Origin of the sequence: Burkholderia sp. WP9 (assembly GCF_900104795.1) — a bacterium.
In the GTDB taxonomy this organism is placed as follows: domain Bacteria; phylum Pseudomonadota; class Gammaproteobacteria; order Burkholderiales; family Burkholderiaceae; genus Paraburkholderia.
The window spans coordinates 2,625,899-2,651,617 of record NZ_FNTG01000002.1; the positions used below are offsets into that span (position 1 = coordinate 2,625,899).

23 protein-coding genes are annotated in these 25,719 nt (G+C 63.5%); 9 read left to right on the forward strand and 14 right to left on the reverse strand.

Annotated elements, in window-relative coordinates:
* Positions 1 to 3 precede the first annotated feature (3 nt).
* From BLW71_RS32815 to BLW71_RS32845, 7 genes are all read left to right on the forward strand, one after another.
* Positions 4 to 1,437 carry an efflux transporter outer membrane subunit gene (locus BLW71_RS32815; RefSeq protein WP_091807033.1) on the forward strand — a complete coding sequence of 478 codons (1,434 nt, stop codon included), beginning with the start codon at positions 4 to 6 and terminating at the stop codon, positions 1,435 to 1,437.
* Between the two features lie 46 nt (positions 1,438 to 1,483).
* Positions 1,484 to 2,671, forward strand: coding sequence for a thiolase family protein (locus tag BLW71_RS32820; RefSeq protein ID WP_091807035.1), 1,188 nt, complete (start codon positions 1,484 to 1,486; stop codon positions 2,669 to 2,671).
* Between the two features lie 192 nt (positions 2,672 to 2,863).
* A complete protein-coding gene (locus tag BLW71_RS32825; RefSeq protein WP_091807037.1) occupies positions 2,864 to 4,141 on the forward strand; it encodes a NupC/NupG family nucleoside CNT transporter in 1,278 nt (425 codons plus the stop codon).
* A 15-nt stretch (positions 4,142 to 4,156) separates the two neighbouring features.
* A complete protein-coding gene (locus tag BLW71_RS32830) occupies positions 4,157 to 4,546 on the forward strand; it encodes a cytidine deaminase (RefSeq protein ID WP_091807039.1) in 390 nt (129 codons plus the stop codon).
* On the forward strand, positions 4,543 to 5,508 hold the full coding sequence (locus BLW71_RS32835; protein ID WP_091807041.1) for a nucleoside hydrolase: 966 nt from the start codon (positions 4,543 to 4,545) through the stop codon (positions 5,506 to 5,508). Before BLW71_RS32830 ends, BLW71_RS32835 begins: the two co-directional genes overlap by 4 nt.
* A gap of 223 nt (positions 5,509 to 5,731) precedes the next feature.
* A complete protein-coding gene (gene panE, locus BLW71_RS32840) occupies positions 5,732 to 6,667 on the forward strand; it encodes a 2-dehydropantoate 2-reductase (RefSeq protein WP_091807043.1) in 936 nt (311 codons plus the stop codon).
* A gap of 63 nt (positions 6,668 to 6,730) precedes the next feature.
* A complete protein-coding gene (locus tag BLW71_RS32845; RefSeq protein ID WP_091807045.1) occupies positions 6,731 to 7,030 on the forward strand; it encodes a hypothetical protein in 300 nt (99 codons plus the stop codon).
* 85 nt (positions 7,031 to 7,115) lie between these two features.
* Here BLW71_RS32845 and BLW71_RS32850 read toward each other — a convergent pair whose 3' ends face one another.
* From BLW71_RS32850 to BLW71_RS32880, 7 genes are read right to left on the reverse strand one after another with little or no spacing between them, the layout of a single operon-like run.
* Positions 7,116 to 8,162 carry an ABC transporter substrate-binding protein gene (locus BLW71_RS32850; RefSeq protein WP_091807047.1) on the reverse strand — a complete coding sequence of 349 codons (1,047 nt, stop codon included), beginning with the start codon at positions 8,160 to 8,162 and terminating at the stop codon, positions 7,116 to 7,118.
* A 20-nt stretch (positions 8,163 to 8,182) separates the two neighbouring features.
* On the reverse strand, positions 8,183 to 9,322 hold the full coding sequence (locus BLW71_RS32855) for an NAD(P)/FAD-dependent oxidoreductase (protein WP_091807050.1): 1,140 nt from the start codon (positions 9,320 to 9,322) through the stop codon (positions 8,183 to 8,185).
* A complete protein-coding gene (locus BLW71_RS32860) occupies positions 9,315 to 10,748 on the reverse strand; it encodes an NAD(P)/FAD-dependent oxidoreductase (protein WP_091807052.1) in 1,434 nt (477 codons plus the stop codon). The genes BLW71_RS32855 and BLW71_RS32860 overlap by 8 nt, the downstream gene beginning before the upstream one ends.
* Positions 10,745 to 11,137: a (2Fe-2S)-binding protein gene (locus BLW71_RS32865; protein WP_502686843.1), complete on the reverse strand. Its 393-nt coding sequence runs from the start codon at positions 11,135 to 11,137 to the stop codon at positions 10,745 to 10,747. The genes BLW71_RS32860 and BLW71_RS32865 overlap by 4 nt, the downstream gene beginning before the upstream one ends.
* Positions 11,137 to 11,931 carry an ABC transporter permease gene (locus BLW71_RS32870; RefSeq protein ID WP_091807057.1) on the reverse strand — a complete coding sequence of 265 codons (795 nt, stop codon included), beginning with the start codon at positions 11,929 to 11,931 and terminating at the stop codon, positions 11,137 to 11,139. Before BLW71_RS32870 ends, BLW71_RS32865 begins: the two co-directional genes overlap by 1 nt.
* A 39-nt stretch (positions 11,932 to 11,970) precedes the next feature.
* Positions 11,971 to 12,885, reverse strand: a complete 915-nt coding sequence (locus tag BLW71_RS32875; protein ID WP_091807059.1) for an ABC transporter permease — start codon at positions 12,883 to 12,885, stop codon at positions 11,971 to 11,973.
* On the reverse strand, positions 12,878 to 13,969 hold the full coding sequence (locus BLW71_RS32880; protein ID WP_091807062.1) for an ABC transporter ATP-binding protein: 1,092 nt from the start codon (positions 13,967 to 13,969) through the stop codon (positions 12,878 to 12,880). Before BLW71_RS32880 ends, BLW71_RS32875 begins: the two co-directional genes overlap by 8 nt.
* Before the next feature lie 303 nt (positions 13,970 to 14,272).
* On the opposite strand from BLW71_RS32880, the gene BLW71_RS32885 reads away from it, so the two are divergent.
* Entirely contained in the window at positions 14,273 to 15,148 is an 876-nt protein-coding gene (locus BLW71_RS32885; RefSeq protein WP_091809165.1) for an IclR family transcriptional regulator, read from the forward strand.
* A gap of 97 nt (positions 15,149 to 15,245) precedes the next feature.
* Here BLW71_RS32885 and BLW71_RS32890 read toward each other — a convergent pair whose 3' ends face one another.
* From BLW71_RS32890 to BLW71_RS32920, 7 genes are all read right to left on the reverse strand, one after another.
* Positions 15,246 to 16,826 carry an OprD family outer membrane porin gene (locus tag BLW71_RS32890; RefSeq protein ID WP_091807064.1) on the reverse strand — a complete coding sequence of 527 codons (1,581 nt, stop codon included), beginning with the start codon at positions 16,824 to 16,826 and terminating at the stop codon, positions 15,246 to 15,248.
* Positions 16,827 to 16,981: 155 nt separating this feature from the next.
* Positions 16,982 to 18,028, reverse strand: a complete 1,047-nt coding sequence (locus tag BLW71_RS32895; protein ID WP_091807066.1) for an ABC transporter ATP-binding protein — start codon at positions 18,026 to 18,028, stop codon at positions 16,982 to 16,984.
* Positions 18,025 to 19,023, reverse strand: a complete 999-nt coding sequence (locus BLW71_RS32900) for an ABC transporter ATP-binding protein (protein WP_091807068.1) — start codon at positions 19,021 to 19,023, stop codon at positions 18,025 to 18,027. The genes BLW71_RS32895 and BLW71_RS32900 overlap by 4 nt, the downstream gene beginning before the upstream one ends.
* A 1-nt stretch (position 19,024) precedes the next feature.
* Positions 19,025 to 19,939: an ABC transporter permease gene (locus BLW71_RS32905; protein ID WP_286162174.1), complete on the reverse strand. Its 915-nt coding sequence runs from the start codon at positions 19,937 to 19,939 to the stop codon at positions 19,025 to 19,027.
* A gap of 3 nt (positions 19,940 to 19,942) precedes the next feature.
* Positions 19,943 to 20,881 carry an ABC transporter permease subunit gene (locus tag BLW71_RS32910; protein ID WP_091807070.1) on the reverse strand — a complete coding sequence of 313 codons (939 nt, stop codon included), beginning with the start codon at positions 20,879 to 20,881 and terminating at the stop codon, positions 19,943 to 19,945.
* 16 nt (positions 20,882 to 20,897) lie between these two features.
* Positions 20,898 to 22,514, reverse strand: coding sequence for a peptide ABC transporter substrate-binding protein (locus BLW71_RS32915; protein ID WP_091807072.1), 1,617 nt, complete (start codon positions 22,512 to 22,514; stop codon positions 20,898 to 20,900).
* A gap of 181 nt (positions 22,515 to 22,695) precedes the next feature.
* Entirely contained in the window at positions 22,696 to 23,268 is a 573-nt protein-coding gene (locus BLW71_RS32920; protein WP_007177972.1) for a cupin domain-containing protein, read from the reverse strand.
* Positions 23,269 to 24,167: 899 nt separating this feature from the next.
* Here BLW71_RS32920 and BLW71_RS32925 point away from each other — a divergent pair.
* Positions 24,168 to 25,709, forward strand: coding sequence for a peptide MFS transporter (locus tag BLW71_RS32925; RefSeq protein WP_091807074.1), 1,542 nt, complete (start codon positions 24,168 to 24,170; stop codon positions 25,707 to 25,709).
* The last annotated feature ends 10 nt before the right edge of the window (positions 25,710 to 25,719 follow it).

Here is a 25,719-nt window from a genome sequence, read left to right on the forward strand (position 1 = left end):
ACCATGAAACCGATCCTTCTCAAAGTACTGGCGAGCGCCGCAATGCTGACGCTTGCGGCGTGCGCGGTGCAACCGGAAACGCACGCGGATTTGCCGCAGACCGTGAAGACCGTTGCGCCCGCTGCGTGGAATGTCGAAGCGCCGCAAGACAGCGTGAGCGCAAACGCGTGGTGGGCGCAATTCGGTGACCCTGTCATGCATCAACTGGTCGAAACCGTGTTGACCGGCAACCTCGACGTGCAGGCGGCAGTGGAGCGCGTCAAGCAGGCGCAGGATCTGGCGACGCAAAACCGCGCGGCCTTGCTGCCCGAGTTGAATGCGAGCGCGACTGCTTCCGACTCGCGGCAGAACACGCCGCCGCCGCTCGGTTACGTGCGTCAGGCCGGTGTCGGCCTGACGGCCAGCTGGACGCCCGACGTATTCGGTGGCGAACGTCTCGCCGTGCTCGCGGCGCAGGCGCAGGTGTCTGGACGCCAGGCGGCACTGAACGAGGTGCGCCTCGCGCTCGCGGCGAATACCGCCGCAGCGTATATCGACCTGCGCTGGGCACAATCGCAATTGCAGATTCTGAGCGACAACGAGCAGATTCGCGCGCGCGCATTGAAGCTCACACAGCAGCGTCTGCATTACGGGCTGTCGACACAACTGGATGTCGCACGCGCGCAGAACCAGTTGCAAGATTTGCAGGCGCAGATTCCGCGCGTGCAATCGGCGGTGCAGCACGAGTTGAGTCTGATCGCGGTGTATTCGGGGCGCACGCCGGAAAGCGTGGACGGGTTGCTGCTCGCCAATGCACGCGATATTCCGGTGCCCGCGCAAAGCGTGCCGCAGATGCTGCCCTCGCAAGCGCTGTTGCAGCGTCCCGACGTACGCACCGCGTACGCGACGGTCGAACAGCGCGCGGCCGAGGTGGGTGTATCGAAAGCGCAGCGCTATCCGCAGTTCAGGATCAATCTCGCCGACGGCCTGCTGGCCTCGTCCTATCTCGGCTTGCCCACGCTGACCGACAACCTTTTTAGCGCCGCCCTGAACGCGACGAGTCCGATCTTCAACGCAGGCCGCATTACCGCGAATATCGACGCGAGCGAAAGCCGCATGCGCGAGTCGCAACTCGGTTTGCAGCAAACCATGTTGCAAGCCCTCAAGGAAATCGAGGACAACCGCAGCGATCTGGTGAGCGGCGCAGTGCAGGTTCAACGGCTTGGCGGCGCGCTGGACGCGTCGGACCATGCGCTGCGTCTATCCACCGAGTTGTACAAGGGCGGCGCGTCGAGTTTCCTCGATGTGCTCGCGGCGCAGGAAGCCTTTCTGCGCGACGCCGAATCGTTGAACCAGGCCAAGCGCGAGCATGCGCTCTCGGCGGTCGCGTTGTACCGCTCGCTCGGCGGCGGCTGGGATGTGCCTGACGCGGTCACCGCGGTATCGGCGAATAACTGATGGGCGCGTGTGACCAATGAGGTGTTGAACCAACAGGAGAGAAGCAATGGCGAAGCAGCGCGAAGTAGTGATCTGCAATCCGGTGAGAACGCCGATCGGCGCATTCGGCGGATCGTTGAAAGAGGTTTCTGCAACCGAACTCGGCGCAATCGCCGTGCGAGAGACCTTGCGGCGCAGTGGGCTCGATGCGGCGACGCTGGCATCGGTCGTGATGGGTAACGTGATTCAGGCGGGCAACAACATGAATCCGGCGCGCCAGGCGTCGATTGGCGGCGGCGTGCCGGTAAGCGTGCCCGCGTTGACGGTCAATCGTGTGTGCGGCTCGGGTGCTCAGGCGATCGCGTCCGCAGCGCAGGAGATCCTGCTGGGTCTCGGCGATGCCGCCGTGGCCGGTGGCATGGAGAACATGGACCGCGCGCCGTATCTGCTCGACGGCGGCCGCTGGGGCTACCGCATGGGCAACGCGCAAATCCACGACAGCCTGTTGCGCGACGGCCTGAACGACGCGTTCTCGGGCGAGCACTCCGGCTGGCACACCGAAGATCTCGTCGCGCAATTCGATATCACGCGCGAAACCCAGGATCGTTGGGCCGCGCGTTCGCAGCAGCAATTTGCGCAAGCCCAGGCGCGCGGCGATTTCGAGGCCGAACTGGTCGCGGTGGAAATAGCCGGGCGCAAAGGCCCACAACATTTCACGCGCGATGAGCAGCCGCGCCCCGACACCACCGTGGAAACGCTGGCGAAGCTGCGTCCGGCATTTCGCCCGGATGGCACGATTACGGCAGGCAACGCGCCCGGCTTGAACAGCGGCGCGGCCGCGATGCTGGTGGCCGAACGCGGCTTCGCGGAAGCACGCGGCATCGAGCCATTCGCGCGACTTGCGGCCTACGGCGTCGCCGCGGTGGAACCCGGCATGTTCGGCCTAGGTCCCGTGCCGGCGGTAGAGATGGCGTTGGCGCGAGCCGGGTGGCAACTGCAGGATGTCGAGCGCTTCGAAATCAATGAGGCGTTCGCCGCCGTGCCGATCGCGGTCGCGCGCAGACTCGGCATTGCGGACGAACTGATCAACGTGCAAGGCGGCGCAATTGCGCATGGCCATCCGATCGGCGCGACCGGCGCCGTGCTGACCACGCGCCTGCTCCATTCAATGCGGCGCGACGGCCTCAAACGCGGCATCGTGACGCTGTGTATAGGCGGCGGACAGGGGATCGCGCTGGCATTGGAAATGCTGTGATGCCGAGTCGATAACAGCGGGGTGCATCGGCGTGCGAACGAGTTCGATGCACCTTGCTGACATCGCGCAGATGCGCGGCGCATCAATCTTGACTGGTTCTTCGGCAAAGGACGCGGGCCTCTATTTAAAGTTTTTTCTCCGGGTTCAGTTTCGTTTAGCATCGTTGCCACTTTCACAAGAACACGACGAGACATGGCACTGATTGTTCGAAACATTCTCGGTATTGCCGTACTGCTGCTCATTGCCTTTATCTTTTCCACCAACCGGCGTGCTATCCGCTTACGGACCGTAAGCAGCGCACTGCTTGCGCAGATCGGAATCGGCGCGTTCATTCTTTTCGTCCCGGTCGGCAAGTCGATCCTGTCGGGCGCGGCGTCCGCTGTGAATCATGTGCTGGGCTACGGCAACGCGGGCATCGAGTTCCTGTTCGGCGGCCTCGTGCAGTCGAAAATGTTCCAGGTGTTCGGCGACGGCGGCTTCGTATTCGCCGTGCGCGTGCTGCCGGCCATCATCTTCGTTACCGCGCTGATTTCGGTGCTGTACTACATCGGCGTGATGCGCTGGATCGTGATCGTGCTCGGCACGCTGTTTCAGAAACTGCTCGGCGTGTCGAAGCTCGAATCGTTCTCCGCCGTCACCACCATCTTCCTCGGTCAAAGCGAAATGCCGGCTGTGGTCAAACCGTTTACGCGCGACATGACCGGCGCCGAATTGTTCGCGGTGATGTCGAGCGGCATGGCGGCCGTGGCCGGGTCGGTGCTGGCGGGGTATGCGGGCCTCGGCGTGCGTATCGAGTATCTGCTGGCCGCCTCATTCATGGCGGTGCCGGGCGGCTTGCTGTTCGCGAAGATCATCCACCCCTCGACCGAAGCGAGCCGGGTTCATCTCGACAACCTCAACTTCGACGAGAAGCGTCCCGCCAATGTGATCGAAGCAGCGAGTTCCGGTGCGACCGTGGGCCTGAAGATCGCGGTAATGGTCGGCGCGATGCTGATCGCGTTCGTCGGGCTGATTGCGTTGCTCAACGGGATCGTGGGCGGCATTGGCGGCTGGTTCGGCCATCCGCAGTTGTCCATGCAATCGGTGCTTGGCATCGTATTCGCGCCGCTCGCCTATCTGATCGGCGTGCCGTGGAACGAGGCCACGATTGCCGGCAATTTCCTCGGGCAGAAGGTCATTCTGAATGAGTTCGTCGCCTATGCTTCGCTGTCGCCGTATCTGAAAGACGCCGCGAGCGTGACCGCGGCCGGTCTGCAGGCGCTCGATCCGCGTACCATTGCTATCCTGTCGTTTGCGTTGTGCGGCTTTGCGAACTTTTCGTCGATCGCGGTGCTGACGGGCGGCTTTAGCGCCGTCGCGCCCGAACGCCGTGCCGAAGTCGCGCGTTACGGCCTGCGTGTCGTGCTCGCCGCGACGCTCTCGAACCTGATGAGCGCCACGATAGCGGGCATGTTCATTACGCTGAATTGAATCGAGGATTGCTGGATGAATATGGAACAACTACTGGAGCGCGCGGGTGCCGCGCGAGAAAAGGCCTATGCGCCTTATTCGAAGTTCAAGGTCGGCGCGGCGCTGCTGACCCAGGACGGCCAGGTGTTCGACGGCTGCAACGTCGAAAACGCCTCGTACGGTTTGTGCAATTGCGCCGAACGTACCGCGTTTTTTAGCGCCATTGCGGCGGGCTATCAGCGCGACCAGTTTGCGGCACTCGCCGTGATCGGCGACACGGACGGCCCGATCGCGCCGTGCGGCGCATGCCGCCAGGTGATTATCGAACTGGGCGGCCCTGAATTGCCGATTCGCCTCGGCAATTTGCATGGCGCGACGCGCGACACGACCGCGCGTGAACAATTGCCGGACGCGTTCTATCTATGAGCAGGCATAAAGTCATCTACGACACCGACCCAGGTGTGGACGACGCCATGGCGCTCGTGTTTCAGGCGCTGCATCCGGATATCGAACTGCTTGGCCTGACGAGTGTATTCGGCAACGCGACGATCGAAACGACCACACGCAACGCGCGCTTTCTCGCCGGGCGATTCGCCAAGGGCGTGCCGGTCGCGCAGGGCGCGGCAGCGCCGCTCAAGCGCGCCGCGCCTGAGCCACTCGCATGGATTCACGGCGACAACGGGCTCGGCAATATCGCGTTGAATACAGCGGAGCAGGCCGCACTCGACACGCGCCCCGCGCACCGCTTCATCATCGACACGGTGCGCACGCATCCTGGTGAGGTGACGCTGCTTGCGGTAGGGCCGCTCACGAACCTCGCTCTCGCGCTCGCGGACGATCCGCAGATCGCCTCGCTCGTCAAACAGGTGGTGATCATGGGCGGCGCGTTCGGCACGGACGGCGTGCTCGGCAACGTGACGCCCGCAGCGGAGGCCAACATTCTGGGCGACCCGGATGCCGCCGACATTGTGTTCGGCGCGGCGTGGCCGGTCGCGGTCGTCGGTCTCGACGTTACGCAGCGCAGCATCATGAGCCACGATTATCTGGCGTCGTTGCGCGTTCGCGGCGGCGCGGCAGGTCAGTTCGTGTGGGACGTGTCGCGCCATTACGAGGCGTTTCACGAGCAGAGCGCGCAGCTTGCGGGCATCTATGTGCACGATTCGTCGGCCGTGGCCTATGTATTGGCGCCGCATCTCTATACGACGCGCAGCGGTCCGGTGCGTGTGCTGACGGACGGTATCGCGGTAGGCCAGTCCATTCAGAAACCGTCGACAATGCCTGTGCCTGCGCCGGCCTGGGATAGCCGGCCCGACTGCAAGGTGTGCATGGATGTGGATGTGCCGGGCATGCTGGCGCTATACGAGCGCACCATTTGCGGCACGTTTTAAGCGGGCGGCTGTCGTACAGTCGACACATCCAGCGCATGCGCGGCATGGCGTGGATTGATCCGACATAAGCCGCTGTGCAATGCAACACGCTGCGCACCGGCAATCGTGGCCGATGTCGATCTTCAATCTTTGCTACATTTCTGCACACGCGCTGCATAAGCGTCCCTGAAGCCCTCGCTCATCGGCGCGGCGCGCGTGACCGAAATCTATCAAGAGGCCAAAGATGCGAATTCTAGTAGTAGGGGCGGGCGCCGTGGGCGGCTATTTCGGCGGTCGTCTCGCCGCGGCGGGCCAGGATGTGACCTTCCTCGTGCGCCCTGGCCGGGCGGAAAAGCTCAAGCGCGACGGACTCGTCATCAGGAGCGTGCGGGGCGATCTCACGCTGCGCGACCCGCAAACCATTCTCGCCGGTGTGAGCGCCGAGCCGTTCGATCTGGTCCTGCTGAGTTGCAAAGCCTACAGTCTGGACGACGCCATCGATTCCTTCGCGCCGCTCGTCGGCGAGTCGACGCTGATTCTGCCGATGCTCAACGGCATGCGCCATATCGAAGTGCTCAACGAAAAATTCGGCGCCGCGCGCGTGCTGGGCGGTCAATGCGTGATCGCCGCCACGCTCAATGCCGAGCAGCACATCGTGCATCTGAACGACATTCATGCGGTCACCTTCGGCGAACAGGGCGGCGGCACGTCGGAACGTGTCGCTGCGATCGCCGAGGCAATGGGCGGCGCGAATTTCGACGCGGTGGTCAGCGACAATATTTTGCTGCGCATGTGGGAGAAGTGGGTGTTCCTCGCCACATTGGCGGCCAGCACGTGCTTGCTGCGCGGATCGGTCGGCGATATTCTGGCTGCGCCGGACGGCAAACGCGTCATCGAAAATCTGCTGGGCGAGGCCCGCGCCGTGGCCGAACACAACGGTTTCACGATGGGCCCCGACTTCGACGCTCGCGCCACGCAGACGCTCTTCACGCCTTCGCCGCTCACCGCTTCAATGCTGCGAGATGTGGAAAACCACTCGCACACCGAGGCGGATCACATTCTCGGCGATCTGATTTCGCGCGGCGGTGACGCGCAGAAGGGCGAGCACGGCTTATCGCTGCTGCGCATCGCCTATAGTCATCTGAAGACGTATGAAGCGAGGCAGACCCGCACGTCCTGAATGAAGCCGCAGCGCGGGACCTGGCAGGCACGGCCATAACAGCCTAAATATCTGAGGTGAAGCATGCCGAGTCCAACAGGATCAGTCCCTGCGCTGAGTGCCGCGTCGGCCACGATCTTCTCGATCGGGATCGTGTTTCTCGGTTACTGGGGCATGTACGAGCCGACCGGCTGGCGAGTCGCCGACATCTTCGTGTTCGCGTCCGCGCTAATCGGCTTTGCTTGTCTCGGGCTCGTGCCGTGGGTCGCGACGAGTCCGGTCGAACCCGAAACCAGCGACAGGCGGGTGCGCATTGCGCGGCATCTGTTTCTCGCCGGTGTGGTGGCGATCTGGCTGGCGGTGGCGACATCGGTGATTTTCTAACGCCGCACTTGTACGAATCCATAAAGAACGCGCGCCTTGCAGGTCTGCAAGGCGCGCGTTTTCGTTGCCGTTTCAACAGACCGGCTTAGCGCTCGATCTGCCGGTTCCAGCGCGTGTCCCACTGTGCGCGGTGCGCGTTGATCGTGTCCCAATCCACCACTGTCACCTTGCGCACCAGATCTTCGACGTTGCCGAGGCTCTGCTGCATGGGCGGCGTCATCTTCGCGAGACGGTTGGTGGGAATCTGACGGCCAGCCTCGGCGGCTTTGGTTTGGGCCGGCGCGGAGAGCAGGAATTGCGCGAGCTTCTGCGCCAGTTGCGGGTCCGGGTTGTTGTTGACCACGCACAGGTCGACTAGCAGCAACACCGGACCTTCCTTCGGATTCACATAGCCGACCGGAATGCCCTTGTCGGCCAGATCGCCCACGGCAGTCGGCGTCAGCGGGAACAAGCCCGCTTCACCGGTCTGGACCATTTCGGAGATCTTCGCCGAATTCGGCACATACTCGACCACGTTCGGTCCCACCGTGCTCGCCCATTTGGTGAAGCCCGGCTCCACGTTCTGCTCGCTGCCGCCCATCAGGCGGTTGATGGCGAGAAAGCCGTGCAGGCCGAAAGTGCTGCTCGACGCCGACTGGAACACGACCTTGCCCTTGTATTTCGGATCGGCGAAATCCATCCACGAGGTCGGCGGCGCCCAGCCTTTTTCCGCAAACAGCTTCTTGTTGTAGGCAATCCCAGTCATGCCGAGCTGCACGCCTGCGCCCATGTCGTCCTTCATGCGCGCGAACGGATAAAGTTCCTTGAGCACTGGCGAGTCATCGAGCTTCTTGCACACGCCCATGCTGACCGCGCGCGCCATCACGCCGTCGTCGAGAAACACCACGTGGATCTGCGGGCTGGCCTTGTTGGCAAGCAGCTTGGCGAGAATGTCCGACGACGTGCCCGGCACCACGACCACCTTCACGTTGTTGGCTTTCTCGAAGTCGGGCAGCACCTGACTCGTATAGGCCTTTTCCATCGGCCCACCGTTCATGCCGATATAGATCGTTTTCGTTTGCGACCACGCCGGCGCGGCCGCGCCGAATGCACACAATGCGGCCAGCGCCGCGAGCGTCTTGAACAGTTTCATTGATGGGCTCCAGGGGTTCACTAAACGTTGACTTGGGCGACCGCAGAGGTCGCAACAGCAGAAAAGCGGCCAATCGAAAAAGCGTCGAGCGGCGTGGCGGTGGCACCGTCGATGACGAGATCGGCGAGCACTTCGCCGACGCCCGGCGCGAGCAGAAAGCCGCCGCCTGAAAAACCGAACGCATGCAACAAGCGCGGCACGGTGCGGCTCGCACCGATGATCGGATTGCTATCGGGCGTTTCGCCTTCCACACCGCTCCACGTGCGGATCAGCAACGCCTCGCGCAATGCCGGGAGCAGCGCGCACGCATCACGCATCACGGCGCGCGTGGTTTCCGTCGAGGGCTGGCCATACTCGCCGTCGCCATGTCCGCGTCCGCCGCCGATCACGCAATTGCCGCGCGCCACCTGCCGCGCGTAGATGCCGCCGCCATACACGCCCAGGTTGTGCGTGATGAAGAGCGGTAAAGGCTCGGTGACCCACATGTTCGGGTAGATCGGTTTCATCGGCACGGTCTCGCCGAAAAAGCCCGCAACGGTATTCGCCCATGCGCCAGCCGAGTTGATGAGCCAGTCGGCGCTGATGCGCATCTCACCGGCGCGCAATTGAAAGCGCGTGCCGTCGTGATGAATATCGGTGAGTTCGGTGTGTTCGCGCACGTCCGCGCCCGCGGCCCGCGCGGCCCGCGCGAATGCGGGCGAGACCAGGCGCGGATTCGCGTGACCGTCCGTCGCGCACAGCGAACCGCCAATGGCCGATGCGCCGAGCCATGGATAGCGCTGGCGGAACGCCGCACCGCTGATCAACTGCGCGTGCAGTCCGTAGTCGCGCGCCATCTCGGCCCACGTTTGCAGCGCATCGAGCGCGCTTTCGCTACGGGCGAGCCGCAAATGGCCCGACACCGTGAATTCGCCGTCGATGCCGATCAATTCCGGCAAGCGGTCCCAGATACGCCGCGCGCGGATCGCGAGCGGCATCTGTTCAACCGGGCGGCCCTGGCAGCGTACACCGCCGTAGTTCACGCCGCTCGCCTGCGCGCCGCAATAGCGCCGCTCGAACAGGCCCACGCGCAGGCCGCGCTGCGCCAGCGCCAAAGCCGCCGATGAACCGACGAGGCCGCCGCCCGCGATCGCGACGTCGTAGTGCAAGGTGTCACTCATCGCGCGCCTCCACGGGAATGTCAGCAACGTCGTCGGCATACATGGCCGGCGAGAGCGGAATGGGTTTGACGGGTGGCTGGCTGCGCAAGCGGCCTACCGCTTCGAGGGGTTTGCCGGTTTCCTCGGAGAGCAGGGTGAGCGCGGCTTCGCCGCACATGCGCCCCTGACAGCGACCCATGCCGACGCGCGTGAGTGCCTTCAGCCGGTTGATCTCATTCGCTTCGCCGCCGCGGATGCAGCGCCGTAAAGTGCCCGCATCGATTTCTTCGCAGCGGCACACGGTCATGTCGTCGGGCCATTGCGACGCGCATTTCGCCGGTGGCGCGAAAGCCGTTTCGATGCCCTCGCGAAATACCGCGATACGTTTCAGACTGCGCTCGATCGATGCGGCGTCGGGCATGCCCGGACCCCGTGGATGCGCGATGCCGAGATCGTCGAGCAGCGCCAGCGCTGCGCGGCGGCCGGCGAGTTCGGCGGCGTCCGCACCGGCGATGCCCGCGCCGTCGCCGGCGAGATAGAGGCCGCGCACGGAACTGCGTCCCGCTGTGTCCACTTCAGGGAGCCAGCAACGGTTGGTCGCGTCGAAACGGAAGCGGCAGCCCGCGAGATCCGCAAGTTGCGTTTCGGGCTTCAGGCCGAAGCTGACGCCGACCGCATCGCATGCGATTGTCTCGGTTGCCGAACCCTTACGTGCTGCGCGCCATTCGAGCGACTCCACACCATCCACACCGCGAATGCCGAGCAGTCTCACATCGCGCTCGATGCGCACGCCGCGCGTTTTCAGCCAGCCGACGTAGTACAGGCCTTTGGCGAAAGTGGACGGCAGGCGCGCCAATTTCGGCGCCGCGGCGATCTGCTGCGAAAGCGGACTCGTGTCGAGCACCGCCACGACTTGCGCGCCTGCCTTCACGTACTGGTACGCGACGAGATACAGCAGCGGCCCGGTGCCGGCCAGCACGACGCGTCGGCCGATCGCGCAGCCTTGTGCCTTCAATGCGACCTGGGCCGCGCCGAGCGTATAGACGCCGGGCAGCGTCCAGCCCGGCACCGGCAGCACGCGGTCCGTCGCACCGCTCGCGATGATCAGATGAGAGAACGGCACGCGAAGCTCGCGTCCTGCATGCAGGGTATCGAGGTGGCCCGCTTCGCATGCCCATGCGAGCGTGTCGGGGCGATAGTCGAGATGGGGCAGCAGCGCGGCCATGGTCGAATGCAAGGCGTCGGCCTTGTGCGCTTCGAAACCGTAGAGCGTTTTTTTCGAGCGCTCGAATCCGCCGTTGGCGGGCGGCTGCCGGTAGATCTGGCCGCCCCAGCGCGCGTTTTCGTCGATCACGATTGGCTTCACGCCGGCCGCGACCAGCGTCTCGGCGGCTCGCACGCCCGCCGGCCCGGCGCCGACGATCACGATGCGGCGTTCGTCGTTCATCGGGCGTCTCCGTTCGCGTCCGCAGCGCCGGCCTCGATGGCGGCGCTGCGCGTGAGCACCCGCATGCCCTCGGTGACGAGCGTCGAGCACGCGCGCACGCGCTTGCCGTCTTCGGTACGCATCCAGCAGTCCTGACATGCGCCGATCAGACAGAAACCCGCGCGCGGCGCGCCGCTGAATTCGCTTTCGCGCACGCGGCGTTGCTGCATCAGCACGGCCGTCAACAGCGTATCGCCTCGCAGCGCGGTGACTTCGCAGCCGTCGATAAAGAAGTGCAGCGGTTCACGCCGCGTTTCCGCAACGCGGATGAATTGCGGCTCGCAGCGCTCTGCGGCGGCATGAGTGGATGGCAAGGTGGACGGCATGAGAGCGTGGGCGGAAGAAGGCATCAGTGCTGGCCGATCAGAATGCGGTTCAGGCCATACACGCGGTCGAGCAGCAGCATCGCGCCGCCGGTAATGAAGATCACCAGCGCGGAGACGGAGGCCATCATCGGGTCGATGGATTCGGTGGCGTACATGTACATGCGCACCGGCAGCGTGACGGTTTGCGGCGAGGTGACGAAGATCGACATCGTCAATTCGTCGAAGCTGTTGATGAAGGCCAGCAGCCAACCGCCGGTAATGCCCGGCAGAATCATCGGGAAAGTGATGCGGCGAAACGTGGTCCATGCATCGGCGCCGAGCGAGTGCGCGGCGTGTTCGACGCTGCGGTCCAGTCCGCTCACCGAAGCCAGCACGAGCCGCATGACGAACGGTGTGATGATGATCATGTGCGCGAGCACGAGCCAGGCGAACGAGCCGGTCGCGCCGATCAGCGCGAAAAAGCGCAGCAGGGCGATGCCGAGCACGAGACCGGGAATCACGAGCGGCGACAGCAACAGGCCGTTGAGAAATCCCCGCCCCGGAAAGCGTGCGCGGCCGATGGCGAGCGCGGCAGGCAGCGCCACGATCAGCGACAACGTGGCCGAAGCGAACGCCAGTTTCAGGCTGTTAAAAAAAGCGCCGATGAAATCCGGGTAATTGAGGATCGCGCGAAACCAGCGCAGCGAGACGCCGTGCGTGGGCAGCGTGAGCGTTTCGTCGGGCGTGAAGGCGACCAGCACGACGATCACGAGCGGCGCGAGCACGAACGCAATCACGAGCGTGTGGAAAATCAGCGCAATAGGGCCGTTCTTTCTCATGATGTTTTCACTGAGTGAGCTGATAGGTGCGCTGATGAATTAGCCGAGGCTTCTGGTGTACTTACGTTCGAGAACGCGGTAGTACGTGAGCATCACGATCAGATTCGCGACCAGCAGGAGCAGCGCGATGGTCGCGCCGAGCGGCCAGTTCAGCGAGCCGAGGAATTCGTCGTAGACGGCGGTGGCGGCAACTTTCAGGCGCCGTCCGCCGAGCAGGCCGGGAATCGCGAAGGCGCTCGCCGACAAACCGAACACCATCAGGCTGCCCGACAGAATGCCCGGCGTGAGTTGCGGCAGCACGATACGGCGCAACGTGGTGGCGGGCGACGCCATCAGCGAAAGCGCGGCGTTTTCCGTTTGCGGATCGAGCTTCTGCAACGCTGTCCATACCGGAATCACCATGAAAGGCAGCATGACGTGCACGAGTGCAATGACAATCGCGAAGGTGGTGTATTCGAGCTTGTAGGGCCCGAGTCCGATGAGGCCGAACGCCTGATTCACGAGTCCGTTGGTGTTGAGCAGCATGCTCCAGCCGAAGGCCCGCACCACCACCGACACCAGCAGCGGCGCAAGAATCACCAGCAGGAACATCGAGCGATAAGGATCGCGCATGCGCGACAGAACGTAGGCCTCGGGCGTGCCGATCACGACGCACAGCAGCGTGACCAGAAACGCAATGCCGAACGTGCGCAGAAAGATGGTGTGGTAATACGACGAGCTCAGTACTTCCGCGTAATTGCCGGACTGAAATGCGGCTATGGGCCCGCTGGCCGGATCGAAGCGATAGAAGGTCAGCACCAGCGTCATCAGCAGCGGCACCAGCACGAGCGCCACGAACAGCAGAAAGGCCGGCGCGCACATCAGCCACAATGGCAAAAAAGCATGCCATGACGCACGGCGTGGTTTAGCGGATTTCACGTCGCGGTTGTCGGTTGCGGGCAGCGTACTAGCCATGATGCGCGTCCCGTTGAACGAAGCGAATCGCGTCGCTGTTCCAATCCACGCCGACCGTCGCACCTTCCGCCAGCGGCTCCGTGCCTTCGTTCTGGCAGCACACCAGCACTTCGCCGAGCCGGCTGTCCAGCCGGTACAACCACTGGCTGCCGAGGAAAAATCGACTCGTCACGGTTGCCGGCACACGTCCCGCGTCCGGCGCGCACAGCCGCAGTTTTTCCGGACGGATGCACAAGGTCACCGCGTCGCCGACACCCACCACGCGCTCGCGCGCCGGCAACTGCGCCATGTGCCCCGTTTCCGCCAGGTCGTGGCCGAGGTCGATGCGGATCGCGTCGCCCTCGCGCGCCACGACCGTGCCCGGCAGCATGTTGGCCTTGCCGATGAACTGCGAGACAAAGCGATTCTCGGGGCGCTCGTACGCTTCGTACGGCGTGTCGATCTGCGTGATGCGGCCGGCTTCCATCACCACCACGCGATCGCTGATCGACAACGCCTCGGATTGGTCGTGCGTCACCATGATGGTGGTCGTGCCGATCTTGCGTTGAATGCCGCGCAATTCGAACTGCATGTCTTCGCGCAACTTGGCGTCGAGATTCGACATCGGTTCGTCGAGCAGCAGCACGGGCGGCGCGATTACGATGGCACGCGCAATCGCCACACGCTGCCGTTGACCGCCGGAGAGTTCGCGCGGAAAGCGATGCGCGAGCGCGTCGAGGCGCACCAGCGCCAGCGCTTCACGGATGCGCTCCTTGCGCTCGGCCTTGTCGATGTTGCGCATTTCCAGCCCAAAGCCGACGTTCTCGGCGACGCTCATGTGCGGAAACAGCGCATAGCTCTGGAACACGATGCCGAGGCCGCGCTTGTTCGGTTTCATGTGCGTGATGTCGCGGCCGTCGAGCGTGATGCGGCCGCGCGTCGTTTCGACGAAGCCCGCGATCATCTGCAACGTGGTGGTCTTGCCGCAGCCGGACGGCCCGAGCAGCGAAACGAACTCGCCTTTTTCCACCGACAGGTTCACGTCCGCGACGGCGTGCAGATCGCCGAACGATTTCGTGACGTCGGTAAGTGTGAGGAACGACATGATCTGACCTTTGGATGGTTCGACACCGGTTCAATCGACTACTGCCTCGATGACGCCGACTCTAGCCAGCCAAATTACGGTCAGTCAATTTCAAATTCCGTTTGGCGATATAAGATTCACAAAAATTCCATCAAACGGAATGTATTTGCGGGAACATCGTGGAACTGTTCCGCTCCATGGCGTCCGGAAAATCCCTATGAATCATGACAAGATTGGCGCATGGCGGGAAAGCGTCCGGGATTCCATATGCGGATAAAACGCTTTATAGTGTTCCGGTCAATGAAATAATCGAGAGCCATGAAGATGAATGCTGCCGCCAAACGGGATACCGATACTGCAGCAGAGGCGGGCGCAGCGCCCGGCCCCGGCATGCTGGAACGCGCGTTCGCGGTGATCCGCGCCTTGTCCGAAGCTCAGCCCGATGGCGGTCGCGTCACGCGACTGGCGAAAGCGGTCGGTCTGACGCAGGGCACCGTGCACCGCATCCTGCATGCGTTGATCGCGGAGGGCATCGTTGAACAGGACGAAAGCTCCAAGCTGTACCGGCTGAGCGTGGATTTTTTCGCGCTCGCGGCGCAGGCCGGCAATCCGAGCGGCATGCGCACGCTGTGCCGTCCCGCGTTGTTGCGGTTGTGCGCCAGTCTCGGCGACACGATCTTTCTGCTCGTCAAGAGCAGCTTCGACGCGGTGTGCCTCGACATCTGCGAAGGGCCGTTTCCGATCCGTTCGTTCACCGGCGATATTGGCGGGCGCGTGGCGTTAGGTGTCGGGCAGGGCAGTCTGGCGATTCTCGCGTTTTTGCCGGAGGCGGAGCGCGAAGAGATCATCCGCTTCAACGTGCCGCGAATTCGGGGCTACGGCGTGCTCGACGAAGTCTATTTGCGCACCGAGATCGAACGCGTGCGTCAGTTGGGCTACGCGGGGCGCAATAGCGGCGTGCTCGACGGCATGGCGGGTGTGGCGGTGCCGATTCTGGATCGCACCGGCGTGGCGGTGGCGGCGTTGAGCGTCGGCACGCTGGCCGCGCGCCTGGGCGACGACCGCTTACCGATGGTGGTCGAACTGCTGCGGCGGCAGGCCGATGCGATCGGCCCGCAAACCAATCCGTTCGATGTCGCGTTGCGCAGGCCGATGCATGGCTTGTCGCGCGCCATGACCACCGAACGGATCACGGGATAAGCGCAGGCGAAGCAGCAGGCGTCACGCTCGAGCCACGAGCGTGACGCCCCTGTGCGGCAGCGCGAAAACCCGCGCGCCAGATGCCGCTGAAAACCGCTTAGAACACCTTCACCGGCACATTCACGACCAGCCGGTATTCCATGTTGTTGCCATCCGAGTAGTGGTACTGACTGTTGTGCCACATGGCGATGAACGTGACCTTCGTATCCTTGAAGCGTCCGCTTTGCAGCGTATAGCTCGGAATGAAGCCGAACTCGTGATGGTGGCCGTGCACCGGCTCGCCGTTCTTCCAGTAGAGATCATGCAGCGGCGCCGACGGCGAAGCATTCTCCGCCGCACCCGCGGATGCGTCCGCGCCCCAACCGTATTGCCCCCAGAACATCGCCTTGAGTCCCGGCACACCGGCATATTTGCCGTCGAACGTATAGCGCAATTGCAGCGACTGCTCGTGCGGCGCGTTGTAGTCCACGTCCATCGAGTTGGTCAGGTAAATGCCGTTGGTCTCGTTGACGTAGTCGAAGAACTGGTCGCCGAGCACCTGCTGGTAACCGAGCAGCAGCGCATGCGGGCCGTGCTGTGCGGAAACCGACACGCTGTAGGCGTTGCTGTTGATGTGCCCCTGACGTGACGCGCCGGTGTCGTGCATCGAGTAGATGTTCGCGAGCCCGCTCCACTTGATGGTGGTCGGATCGCCGAACGACTGCGCGACCGAGCCGTAGTACTGGCGCCAGACGTCGTCGGCCTGATCGACATACAGGGCCATTTCGCCGTTCTTCGCGTAGTGCCAGGTGCCGCCCACATACGTGAGGCGATCGATCCGCGTGCCGCCATACGAGGTGGTGAGATTGGTCAGGTTCGTGTGGCCGCGCGCGTCGACTTTCGTGAAACTGCCGGCCTCGAGCGTGGTGTGCACGAGATCGTTGCTGACCATGGAAACGCCGAGGAAGGTCGGCGGCAGCGCGCGATTGTCGTGTGGTTCTAGGAACGGGTTGGTGACGATCTGCAGACCATACTTCACGACCGTTTCCGAAATGCGCCCCTTGATGTCGTACATGCCGGGGTAGGCCCACGCGAGTTGTTCCGAACCGCCACCGTCCTTTCCCACGTGCACCATGTTGCCCGCGCCGTTGCCGCCGTCGAGCTTGAGCGCGCCGAACAGCGAGGCATCCACACCGAAGCCGACCAGTCCTTGCGTGTAGCCGGATTCATAATTGGCCTGCACGCCCTGAACCCACGCGTGACGGTAGAGGGTGTCAGGCGCCTGGAAGTAGTCGGAGTAATTACGAAACAGCAGATTCAGATGGCTGTCGGCGATAAAACCGTTGCTCGCCGCCTGGCTAGACAGCGGTGCGGGTGGCGTGACCGACTGATTGGCTTCGGCGTTGACGATGGCGTTGGTGGTGTCTGGTTGGTCGTTACGCACCTGGCCGCCCTGGTCCGCGCGGCGCTTGCCGGATGGACTGCTTTGCGCGACCGACGGCTCCGGTGCATGTTGTGTCGGGGACGACAACGTTTGCGCGAGCGTTTGAGCTTTAGACGTTTCGGAGGTGGGCTCCGAAACGCCGTCGTCGGCATACGCGTTCGCGGCGAGAGTCAACGCGGGAAGCGTGAATGCGCAGTAGAAGAAAGTTGCTGTTCCGGTTTTTTTTGACCGGTTTTTTGATCGGGTATCTTTCATGGAATGCGTCTCTGATTATTGTGGTGAACCTTTGGCCGGCGCTTAGCCAGTCCAAACGAATCGCTCAGTCCTGCTGATGACAGGACGAACGAATCCAACGGCGCGACGGCCCGCCGCGCCGGAGAATACGGTTTTAACTTCTTGGGTTTTCTGCTCTAGCGGTGTTCCAGCGGCGCTTCCTTCGCGACGTCCCCCACGCGAATGCATGCAACGCGTGTCGCTTTGGCGCCGTGCGTGACAGGCTGCGGAATCTCCCGCGCGCAGGCTTCGATTGCATCCGGGCAGCGCGTGCGAAACGCGCAACCGGACGGTGGACTGAGCGGCGAGGCAATCTCGCCGCGTAACAGCAGATGACGGCGCGCGCGTTCCACGACCGGATCGGGGACCGGCACGGCAGAGAGCAATGCCCGCGTGTACGGATGACGTGGCGTGCCGTACACCTCGCGCTTGTCGCCAAACTCCATCACTCGTCCCAGATACATCACCAGCACGCGGTGGCTGATCGCTTTGACGACGGCCAGATCGTGCGCGACGAACAGCAGGGAGAGCGACAGTTCGCGTTGCAGATCACGCAGCAGGTTGACGATCTGCGCCTGGATCGACACGTCGAGCGCGGATACCGGCTCGTCGCAGATCACCAGTTGCGGCTCGCCGATCAGCGCGCGCGCAATGCCTACGCGCTGGCACTGGCCACCGGAAAATTCGTGCGGATAACGGCGCAGATGCTGGGCGTTGAGGCCGACGCGTTCGAGCATGGTCAGCACGCGGCGTTGCACGTCGGCGCGCGCAATGTCCTGGCCGTGCGTCGTCAATGGTTCGGCGACGATCTGTTCGATCGTCATGCGCGGATCGAGCGAAGCGAGCGGGTCCTGGAAAATCATCTGCACGTCGCGGCGCAAACGCGACGTATCGCGTTGCGCGCCGGCCACCACGGTTTCGTCGCCGAGCCAGCGCACGCTGCCGCTCGCCACGGGAGCGAGCCCGATGATCGCGCGCGCAAGCGTGGATTTGCCGCAACCCGATTCGCCGACGAGCCCCACGGTTTCGCCGCGCCGCACGGTAAATGACACGCCATCCACCGCCCGCAGCGTCGCTTTGCCGGACCACGGAAAGCCGCCGCGCGGCACGCCGAATTGCACCTTGAGATTGTCGACGCGCAAGAGCGTTGCCGCGTCCTGGTTTGCAGGAGGAGTGGTGTTCATACGTGTTGGGCCTCGAGAATTTCCGCTACCGGCCGATGGCACGCGCGCAGGGCGTCGGCGTGACCTTCCGCGGAAGTGAGACGCGGGCGCGACTCACGGCAGCGATCGGTGCAATATCCGCAGCGCGGCGCGAATGCGCAGCCCGCGCCGACTTCGCCGGGCAGTGGCGGATTGCCGGGGATGGTTTGCAGGGGGCGCTCGTCGTCATCGTCGGTCAGGCGCGGCAGCGCGTTCAGCAGGCCGAGCGTGTACGGATGCGTCGGCGCGGCGAACAGCGCGGCGGCGCTCGCCTGCTCGACGGTCTGGCCGGCGTACATCACCATCACGTCGTCGCACAAACCGGCCACCACGCCCATGTCGTGCGTGATCAGAATGATCGCCGTGCCGCGTTCCTGATTCAGTTCGCGCAAGAGTTCGATGATCTGCGCCTGCACGGTCACGTCGAGCGCGGTGGTCGGCTCGTCGGCGATCAGGATTTCGGGCTCGGAAAGCAAGGCCATTGCGATCATCACGCGCTGGCGCATGCCGCCGGAAAACTCGTGCGGATACATGTTGATGCGCCGCGCGGCGTCGGGAATGCGCACCGATTCAAGCGTTTCAATCGCGCGGCGGCGCGCTTCGCGGCGCGACATCTTGCGGTGCAGTTGCAAGGTCTCGGTCATTTGCCGTTCGATCGTCAGGAACGGATTGAGCGAGGTCATCGGATCCTGAAAGATCATGCCGATGCGGTCGCCGCGAATCCGGTTCAAGGCCGCTTCGTTCATGGTCAGCAGGTTTTCGCCGCGATAGGTCGCGGCGCCCGACACCTTGCCGTTGCCGGCCAGGAGGCCCAGCAGCGCCATCACGGTCTGGCTCTTGCCGGAGCCCGATTCGCCGACGATACCGAGCGTGCGGCCCGCCTCCAGCGAAAACGACACGCCTTGCACCGCGTCGACGGGTGCGCCTTCGCGGCGCGTAAAGCGCACGCTGAGGTCTTTGACTTCGAGTAGCGGCATGTCAACGGTCCTTCGGATCGAATGCGTCGCGCAAACCATCGCCGACGAAATTCACGCAATACAGCGTCACGCACAACATCACGGCGGGGCACAGCAGCAGCCAGGGCATCGATTCGAGCTTCTGCGCGCCGTCCTGAATCAGCACGCCCCAACTCGTCATCGGCTCCTGCACGCCGAGGCCGAGGAACGACAGCACCGATTCCGTCAGCACGATGTTCGGCACCGTCACGCTCGCATACACCACGACCACGCCGAACAGATTCGGCACGATATGGCGCGCGATGATCGAACGCGAACTCACGCCGATCGCCTTCGCGGCGTCGATGAATTCGCGCGAGCGCAGCGACAGCGTCTGGCCGCGCACCACGCGCGCCATGTCGAGCCACGAAAACGCGCTGATGGTGAGCACGACCAGATAGAACGCGCGGCCGAACATGGTCATCATCAGAATCGCGATCAGCATGTAGGGGATCGCGTACATCATGTCGACGATCCGCATCATCACCGCGTCGACGCGTCCGCCTAGATAACCCGCGGTCGCGCCGTACGCGACGCCGATCAGCCCCGACACCAGCGTGCCGAGCAGGCCGACTTCGAGCGACACGCGCCCGCCTTGCAGCGTGCGCGCGAGCAGATCGCGGCCGAGTTCGTCGGTGCCGAACCAGTGCATGTTCTGCAGCGTGGGCGGCAGGCTGATCGCGCTCCAGTCGCTATCGATCGGATTATTCGGCAATAGCCACGGACCGGCCACGCAGGCGATCACGATCAGCATCAGCAGCACGAAACTGGCGAAGGCGGCGCGATTGCGCACGAAGCGCCACGCGGCGGTGGCGAGCGGGCCGCGCGAACGCGGCGCCCTTGCTATGGCCGCGAGCGGATCGAGCGCCGCGGCAGTCGATTGAAGAGAGCGGGGCATGGATCAGTACCGGATGCGCGGATCGAGCCACGCATAGGCGAGGTCGACCAGCAGATTGAACAGCACGGCGATAGCGGTCGTCAGCACGACGAGGCCGAGCACGAGGGTGTAGTCGCGATTGATCGCACCGTTGACGACCAGCTGGCCGAGGCCCGGCAGCGCGAACACCGATTCGGTGACCACCGCCGCGGTGATCGAGGAGATGCAGATCGAACCGAGCAGCGAGACGACCGGCATCAGCGCCGGCTTCATTGCGTGGCGCAACACGATCGTGCGGCCCGGCAAACCTTTGGCGCGCGCCGTGCGGATGAAGTTGCCCGACAGCACTTCGATCATGCTGCCGCGCATCACGCGGGCAATCGCGGCGACGTTGATGATGGTGAGCAGCACGATCGGCAGCACGCGATAGCGCCATTCGCCTTCGCCCCAGCCGCCGGCCGGCAGCCAGCCGTGCCCTTCGGAGGTCTTCAGCAGGATTGCGAAGATCCACACGAGCACCGGGCCGAGCACGAAAGGCGGCACCACGTTGCCGATATTGCCGAGCACCATCACGAAGTGATCGACGAAGCGGTCGCGCCGCACCGCGGCCACGGTGCCGAGCGCGACGCCGATCACGAGCGCGATCGGCACCGAGACGCCGCCCACGCCGAGGCTCACCGGCAACGCCTTCCACACCAGATCGTTGACGGTCCAGTCGGCGTAGCGGAACGACGGCCCGAGATCGCCGTGCAGCAGCGAACCGAGATAGTGGAGGTACTGCAACCACAACGGTTCGTCGAGGTGGTACTTGGCGTTGAGGTTCGCGAGGACCGCCGCCGAGAGTTGCTTCTCGGTGTCGAACGGTCCGCCCGGGGTGAGATGCAGCAGCAGATAGCACGCGGTGATCACGGCGAGAATCGTCGGGATCGCCCAGAGCGTGCGGCGCAGCGTATAGGCCAGCATGACGGTGCTCCCGCGCTTAGTGCTTGATCAGATACATGTCTTGCGTGGCGCGCTGGTCGACGTAGTTGGTCGACGTATAGCCGCCCACATACGGTTTCACCAGCCGGTCCGCCGAGTACTGGAAGAGCGGCACCAGCGGATAGTCGTTCATCGCCAGATCGTGCGCCTGCGTGAGCAGAGCGGTGCGCTTCGCGTCGTCGAGCTGCTGGTTGGCCTGATCGACCAGTTTGTCGACTTGCGGGTTGCAGTAGCGCTGATCGTTCTGCACGCTGTTGCAGCGGATCAGATCGAAATACGACATGGCGTCGTTGTAGTCGACGAACCAGCCGTCGCGCGAGGCCTGTACCTTGCCGTCGTGGCGCTGCTTGAGCAGCACCTTGTATTCGACGTTTTCGAGCTTGGCGTTCACGCCGAGCTTGGTGCGCCATTCGGAAGTCGCGAACAGCGCGACTTTCTTGTGCAGGTCGTTGGTGTTGTAGGTGAGCGTGAACGTGAGCGGCTTGGCGTCCGAATAGCCCGCCTGCTTCAGCAGATTGCGGGCATAGTCCACGCGCTTGGGCATCGGCCAGGTGGACCACTCAGGCTTGAAAACGGCCGCGCCTTGCGTGCCCTTGGAAATCAGGCCGTACATGGGCAGTTCGCCGTCCGCGGTGAGGCGCTGGGTCAGCAGGTCGCGATCGAGCACCATCGAGAGGGCCTGGCGTACGCGCTTGTCCTTGAACAGCGGGTCGTCGTTGTTGAGGCTGTAGTAATAGGTGGCGATCTGCAGGCCGGTTTTCAGTTCGGAGCCGAACTGCTTGCTCACCTGCGCATAGATGCCCGAGGGGACTGAATACGTATAGTCGAACTGACCGGCCTGATACATGCGCATGGCCGTTTCGTCGTTTTCAATCGGCAGGTAGGTCACTTTCGTGATCACGACCTTGCTGGCGTTCCAGTACGTCTTGCTCTTCGTGCCCACCAGGCGGTTGCTCGGCTGCCAGTCGGTCAGCGCATAAGGTCCGTTGCCGACGAAGTTGCCCGGCCGGGTCCAGTCGCCGCCGAACTTCGTCACGACATCACGGTTGACCGGCGCCATGGTCGGCATGGCGGCCAGTTGCGGGAAGAAGGCGGCGGGAACTTCGGTGGTGACTTCGAGCGTGTACGGATCGACGGCGCGCGCGGCGAGGCTCGTGAGCGGCGCCTTGCCGGCGAGAATCGCCTTGGCGTTCTTCACGAATTCGACCAGCACGGTGTACTTCGAGCCGGTTTTCGGATCGAGCACGCGCTGCCATGCGTAGATGAAGTCCGCCGCCGTGACCGGCTGACCGTTGCTCCAGCGCGCATCGTGGCGCAGTTTGAACACCCACGTGTCCGGCCCGGTGCGCGTCCACGATTGCGCGACGCCCGGCACCACCGCGCCGGCTGCGTCGATGCGCGTCAGGCCTTCGAACAGGTCGAGCGCGATCGTATTGCCGGTCCACGATTCGATATGCGCGGGGTCGAGCGATTCGGTTTCAGCCGGCACCTGGCGGGTGATTTCCTGGCTCGCGGCGAGCGTGACGCCGGCAGGTACGTTGACAGCAAAAGCGGACGGGGCGAACGAGAGGACGAGCGCGGTCAGCGCCGTCGCGTAGACGAACGGGGTTTTCATCGATTGAGATCGCAGGAAAGGTCGGGAGAGAAACGCGCTGGCGCCAGGGCGCCCGTTTAGCTGCGTTGCTCGGGCCAGGGCGGCCCTTGTTGCTCGTATTGATAGCGCGACATGCAGGATTCCTTACATTGCGTAATGCAGGCAATCCCTGGCCGGTCCGACCGGATGAGGTGCCTGCTCTTCAGAACAGTCTTGGTGTGCCCACCCAGACGACCACCGACTCGATGCGCGCGGTGTTCACCCAACTGTGCGGCACCGTCGATTCGTAATGCGCGCTGTCTCCCGCGTGCAACACGAACGTCTTGCCTTCCAGTGTCAACGACACTTCGCCGTCGATCACATACATAAACTCTTCTCCGGCATGCGTGGTGACTTCGGAGCGCTTCTGCCCGGGTGGCATTCTCACCAGGATCGCCTCGAGCTGACGGCCGCCCGTCACATTGGTCAGCCGCGCAAACAGATTGGCCGAGTCCGCAAAACCGAAAAACCTCAACTGATCGCCGCGGCTCACGCAGCGTTCTTCGCTGGGTGTGTCGACGAAATACTGCACCGTGACCCCGAGTGCGTTTGCGATCCCCGCCAACGACGTGATGGACGGTGACGCGAGGCCACGTTCCACCTGCGACAAAAACGGCTTGGAAATGCCCGCCGCGGTTGCCGTGTCATCCAGCGTGCGCTTGAGCCGTTGCCGCAGCGCGCGGATCTTGCTGCCGATTTCTAGTGCCGGATTGCTCTTTTGAATTGTCGTGACCATAGCAGGAGGAAATTAGCCCGTCAAAATTTGTTTGATATATGTAAATATGGTTTGATTGCGGTCCGGGCGCGGCATCGGGCCTTGGCGACGCCGGGTGAGGCAAGCGACCACAATCTGAGATAACACTCTATGTTGCCAGAATCGAAACTAAACCCCGCCAGAATGACCGTTTATTTCGGAAAACAGCAAACAAAGGCGGTAATGCCTGGAGTATGCACGCTCGCCGGCGCGTTTATGCAATTCGAGTATCAGCAGGATTAACGGCATGACATTACAGATTATTTTTGGCCGCGGGTGCGGATGCGGCAAAGACGCAAGGCGCAATCGACCCATGTCATCAACGCGGGATCGGTGAAATCCCTGAGTGACTCAGCATGTTTCTATTTGCAGAATCGGCCCCGCTGTTTCTCATTCCGCGCGCAGCGATCCTGTGCGGCGGAGCACTGTCCGGCCCGTTCCAACCGAACGCCCGCCGGCGTAAGGATATGACCATCACTGCCGATCTTTCCCGCCGCGGGCTCGCCGCCCGTCGCCGACTGGCACCGACGCCATCGGCCGGCCTCAGAATTTCCATTCGCCGCGATGCTTTATCATTGAGCCCGCTCCGCATGCCGGAGCGCGAGCCCGATATGACCTCGCGTGCCCCGGCAACGCGTTGCGCAGGGCGCTCAGCAACGGGACTTGCTTCGGGGCCTATCGCGAGACGGGCCTTCGCCACCCTTCCTGGTTTATCTGCTGGTTTGGCGCATTGGCGCGCGAATGCGCGCGTTCGCGCCAGGGCCCATGCGTCCGCGTGTGCGTGACGGCACAGGCTGCGCCGACTGTCTTTCCAGATTCCGTTTCATGCGCCGCGCGGCCAGTTCGCGCGACGCCGTAACCGTTTGAACAAGAGGTACACGATGAATTCATCCAATCCGCCGGGCGCGCACGTGTCGCAGACCCGTTCGTTTTCGACGGTCTTTCTGATCGAGATGTGGGAGCGCTTCGGCTACTACGGCATGGCCGCGCTGCTGGTCCTGTTCATGATCGACAAGCTGCAGTTCACCGACAGCCACGCCACCCTCACGTGGGGCGCGTTCACGGCGCTGGTGTATGCGTCGCCCTCGATCGGCGGCTGGATCGGCGACAAGATTCTCGGCGCGCGCCGCACGATGATCTTCGGCGCCGGCGTGCTGTCGGTCGGCTATTTCATGCTGGCGCTGCCCAATGACCAGCTTGCCTATATGTACGCGTCGCTCGGCGTGATCGTGGTGGGCAATGGTCTCTTCAAGGCCAATGCCGCGAATCTCGTGCGCCGTATTTATGAAGGCGACGACGCGCGCATCGACAGTGCGTTCACGATCTATTACATGGCGGTCAACATCGGCTCGACCGTGTCGATGCTCGCCACGCCGTGGATCAAGGACCATTGGGGCTGGCACACGGCGTTCGCCGTCTGCTGTGCGGGGATGCTGTTGTCGGTGCTGAACTATTTCGTCATGTTCCGCACGCTCGCGCATATCGGCTCCGCGCCGGATGCCGAACCGGTGCGCTGGAAGCGCGTCGGCGCGGTCGCGCTGGGCGGCCTCGCGCTCGGCGCGGCGACCATGTTCGTGCTGCAGCACAAGGCGATCGCGGTGGCCTGTGTGTACACGGCGGGCGTCGCGATTCTGGCGATCTTCGGCTACATGCTGATGAAGTGCGAACGCTCGGAGCGCTCGGGTCTGGTGGCCGCGCTGATTCTGACCGCGCAGGTGATCCTGTTCTTCGTGTTCTACGTGCAGATGTCGACCTCGCTCACGCTCTTCGCGCTGCGCAACGTCGATCCGCGTTTCATTCTGTTCGGCCAGACGTGGTTCACGTGGAGCGCCGCGCAGTTCCAGGCGCTCAATCCTATCTGGATCATGTTGCTGAGCCCTGTGCTTGCGCTGCTTTACACCAAGCTCGCGAAAAGCGGCAAGGACGTTCCTGTGGCGGTGAAGTACGCGTTCGGTTTCGCTGTGGTGGCGGCCGGCTTTTTCGTCTATGCGGCGAGTGGCAATTACGCGGTGAACGGACGCGTGTCGTCGTGGTTCATGGTGGGCGGCTACGGGCTGTATTCGCTCGGCGAACTGCTGGTGAGCGGTCTCGGGCTCGCCATGATCGCGCGTTACGTACCGGCACGCATGAGCGGCTTCATGATGGGCGCCTACTTCGTCGCGACCGGTGTGTCGCAATATCTGGGCAGCGTGGTGGCGAATTTCGCGCAGATGCCGGCCGGCGACATGGATCCACTCGAATCACTGCCGCTCTACACCAAGCTGTTCACCGGCCTCGGCTGGCTCGCGGCGGTGGGCGCGCTGGTGGCGGTTCTGCTGTTGCCGTTGATGCGCAAGCTGTCGCGCGAACATCAGCGCTGCAGCGACGAAGCGCGTGAGAGCGCGCGGCAAAGCGCGGCACTGAACGGCGTGGTGGCGGAGTAATCCGGCACTT

Bases quoted from the DNA above. Each gene is read 5' to 3' on its own strand.
- BLW71_RS32815 (WP_091807033.1), top strand. From the start codon at position 4: ATGAAACCGATCCTTCTCAAAGTACTGGCGAGCGCCGCAATGCTGACG.
- BLW71_RS32820 (WP_091807035.1), top strand. From the start codon at position 1,484: ATGGCGAAGCAGCGCGAAGTAGTGATCTGCAATCCGGTGAGAACGCCG.
- BLW71_RS32825 (WP_091807037.1), top strand. From the start codon at position 2,864: ATGGCACTGATTGTTCGAAACATTCTCGGTATTGCCGTACTGCTGCTC.
- BLW71_RS32830 (WP_091807039.1), top strand. From the start codon at position 4,157: ATGAATATGGAACAACTACTGGAGCGCGCGGGTGCCGCGCGAGAAAAG.
- BLW71_RS32835 (WP_091807041.1), top strand. From the start codon at position 4,543: ATGAGCAGGCATAAAGTCATCTACGACACCGACCCAGGTGTGGACGAC.
- panE (WP_091807043.1), top strand. From the start codon at position 5,732: ATGCGAATTCTAGTAGTAGGGGCGGGCGCCGTGGGCGGCTATTTCGGC.
- BLW71_RS32845 (WP_091807045.1), top strand. From the start codon at position 6,731: ATGCCGAGTCCAACAGGATCAGTCCCTGCGCTGAGTGCCGCGTCGGCC.
- BLW71_RS32850 (WP_091807047.1), bottom strand. From the start codon at position 8,162: ATGAAACTGTTCAAGACGCTCGCGGCGCTGGCCGCATTGTGTGCATTC.
- BLW71_RS32855 (WP_091807050.1), bottom strand. From the start codon at position 9,322: ATGAGTGACACCTTGCACTACGACGTCGCGATCGCGGGCGGCGGCCTC.
- BLW71_RS32860 (WP_091807052.1), bottom strand. From the start codon at position 10,748: ATGAACGACGAACGCCGCATCGTGATCGTCGGCGCCGGGCCGGCGGGC.
- BLW71_RS32865 (WP_502686843.1), bottom strand. From the start codon at position 11,137: ATGCCTTCTTCCGCCCACGCTCTCATGCCGTCCACCTTGCCATCCACT.
- BLW71_RS32870 (WP_091807057.1), bottom strand. From the start codon at position 11,931: ATGAGAAAGAACGGCCCTATTGCGCTGATTTTCCACACGCTCGTGATT.
- BLW71_RS32875 (WP_091807059.1), bottom strand. From the start codon at position 12,885: ATGGCTAGTACGCTGCCCGCAACCGACAACCGCGACGTGAAATCCGCT.
- BLW71_RS32880 (WP_091807062.1), bottom strand. From the start codon at position 13,969: ATGTCGTTCCTCACACTTACCGACGTCACGAAATCGTTCGGCGATCTG.
- BLW71_RS32885 (WP_091809165.1), top strand. From the start codon at position 14,273: ATGAATGCTGCCGCCAAACGGGATACCGATACTGCAGCAGAGGCGGGC.
- BLW71_RS32890 (WP_091807064.1), bottom strand. From the start codon at position 16,826: ATGAAAGATACCCGATCAAAAAACCGGTCAAAAAAAACCGGAACAGCA.
- BLW71_RS32895 (WP_091807066.1), bottom strand. From the start codon at position 18,028: ATGAACACCACTCCTCCTGCAAACCAGGACGCGGCAACGCTCTTGCGC.
- BLW71_RS32900 (WP_091807068.1), bottom strand. From the start codon at position 19,023: ATGCCGCTACTCGAAGTCAAAGACCTCAGCGTGCGCTTTACGCGCCGC.
- BLW71_RS32905 (WP_286162174.1), bottom strand. From the start codon at position 19,939: ATGCCCCGCTCTCTTCAATCGACTGCCGCGGCGCTCGATCCGCTCGCG.
- BLW71_RS32910 (WP_091807070.1), bottom strand. From the start codon at position 20,881: ATGCTGGCCTATACGCTGCGCCGCACGCTCTGGGCGATCCCGACGATT.
- BLW71_RS32915 (WP_091807072.1), bottom strand. From the start codon at position 22,514: ATGAAAACCCCGTTCGTCTACGCGACGGCGCTGACCGCGCTCGTCCTC.
- BLW71_RS32920 (WP_007177972.1), bottom strand. From the start codon at position 23,268: ATGGTCACGACAATTCAAAAGAGCAATCCGGCACTAGAAATCGGCAGC.
- BLW71_RS32925 (WP_091807074.1), top strand. From the start codon at position 24,168: ATGAATTCATCCAATCCGCCGGGCGCGCACGTGTCGCAGACCCGTTCG.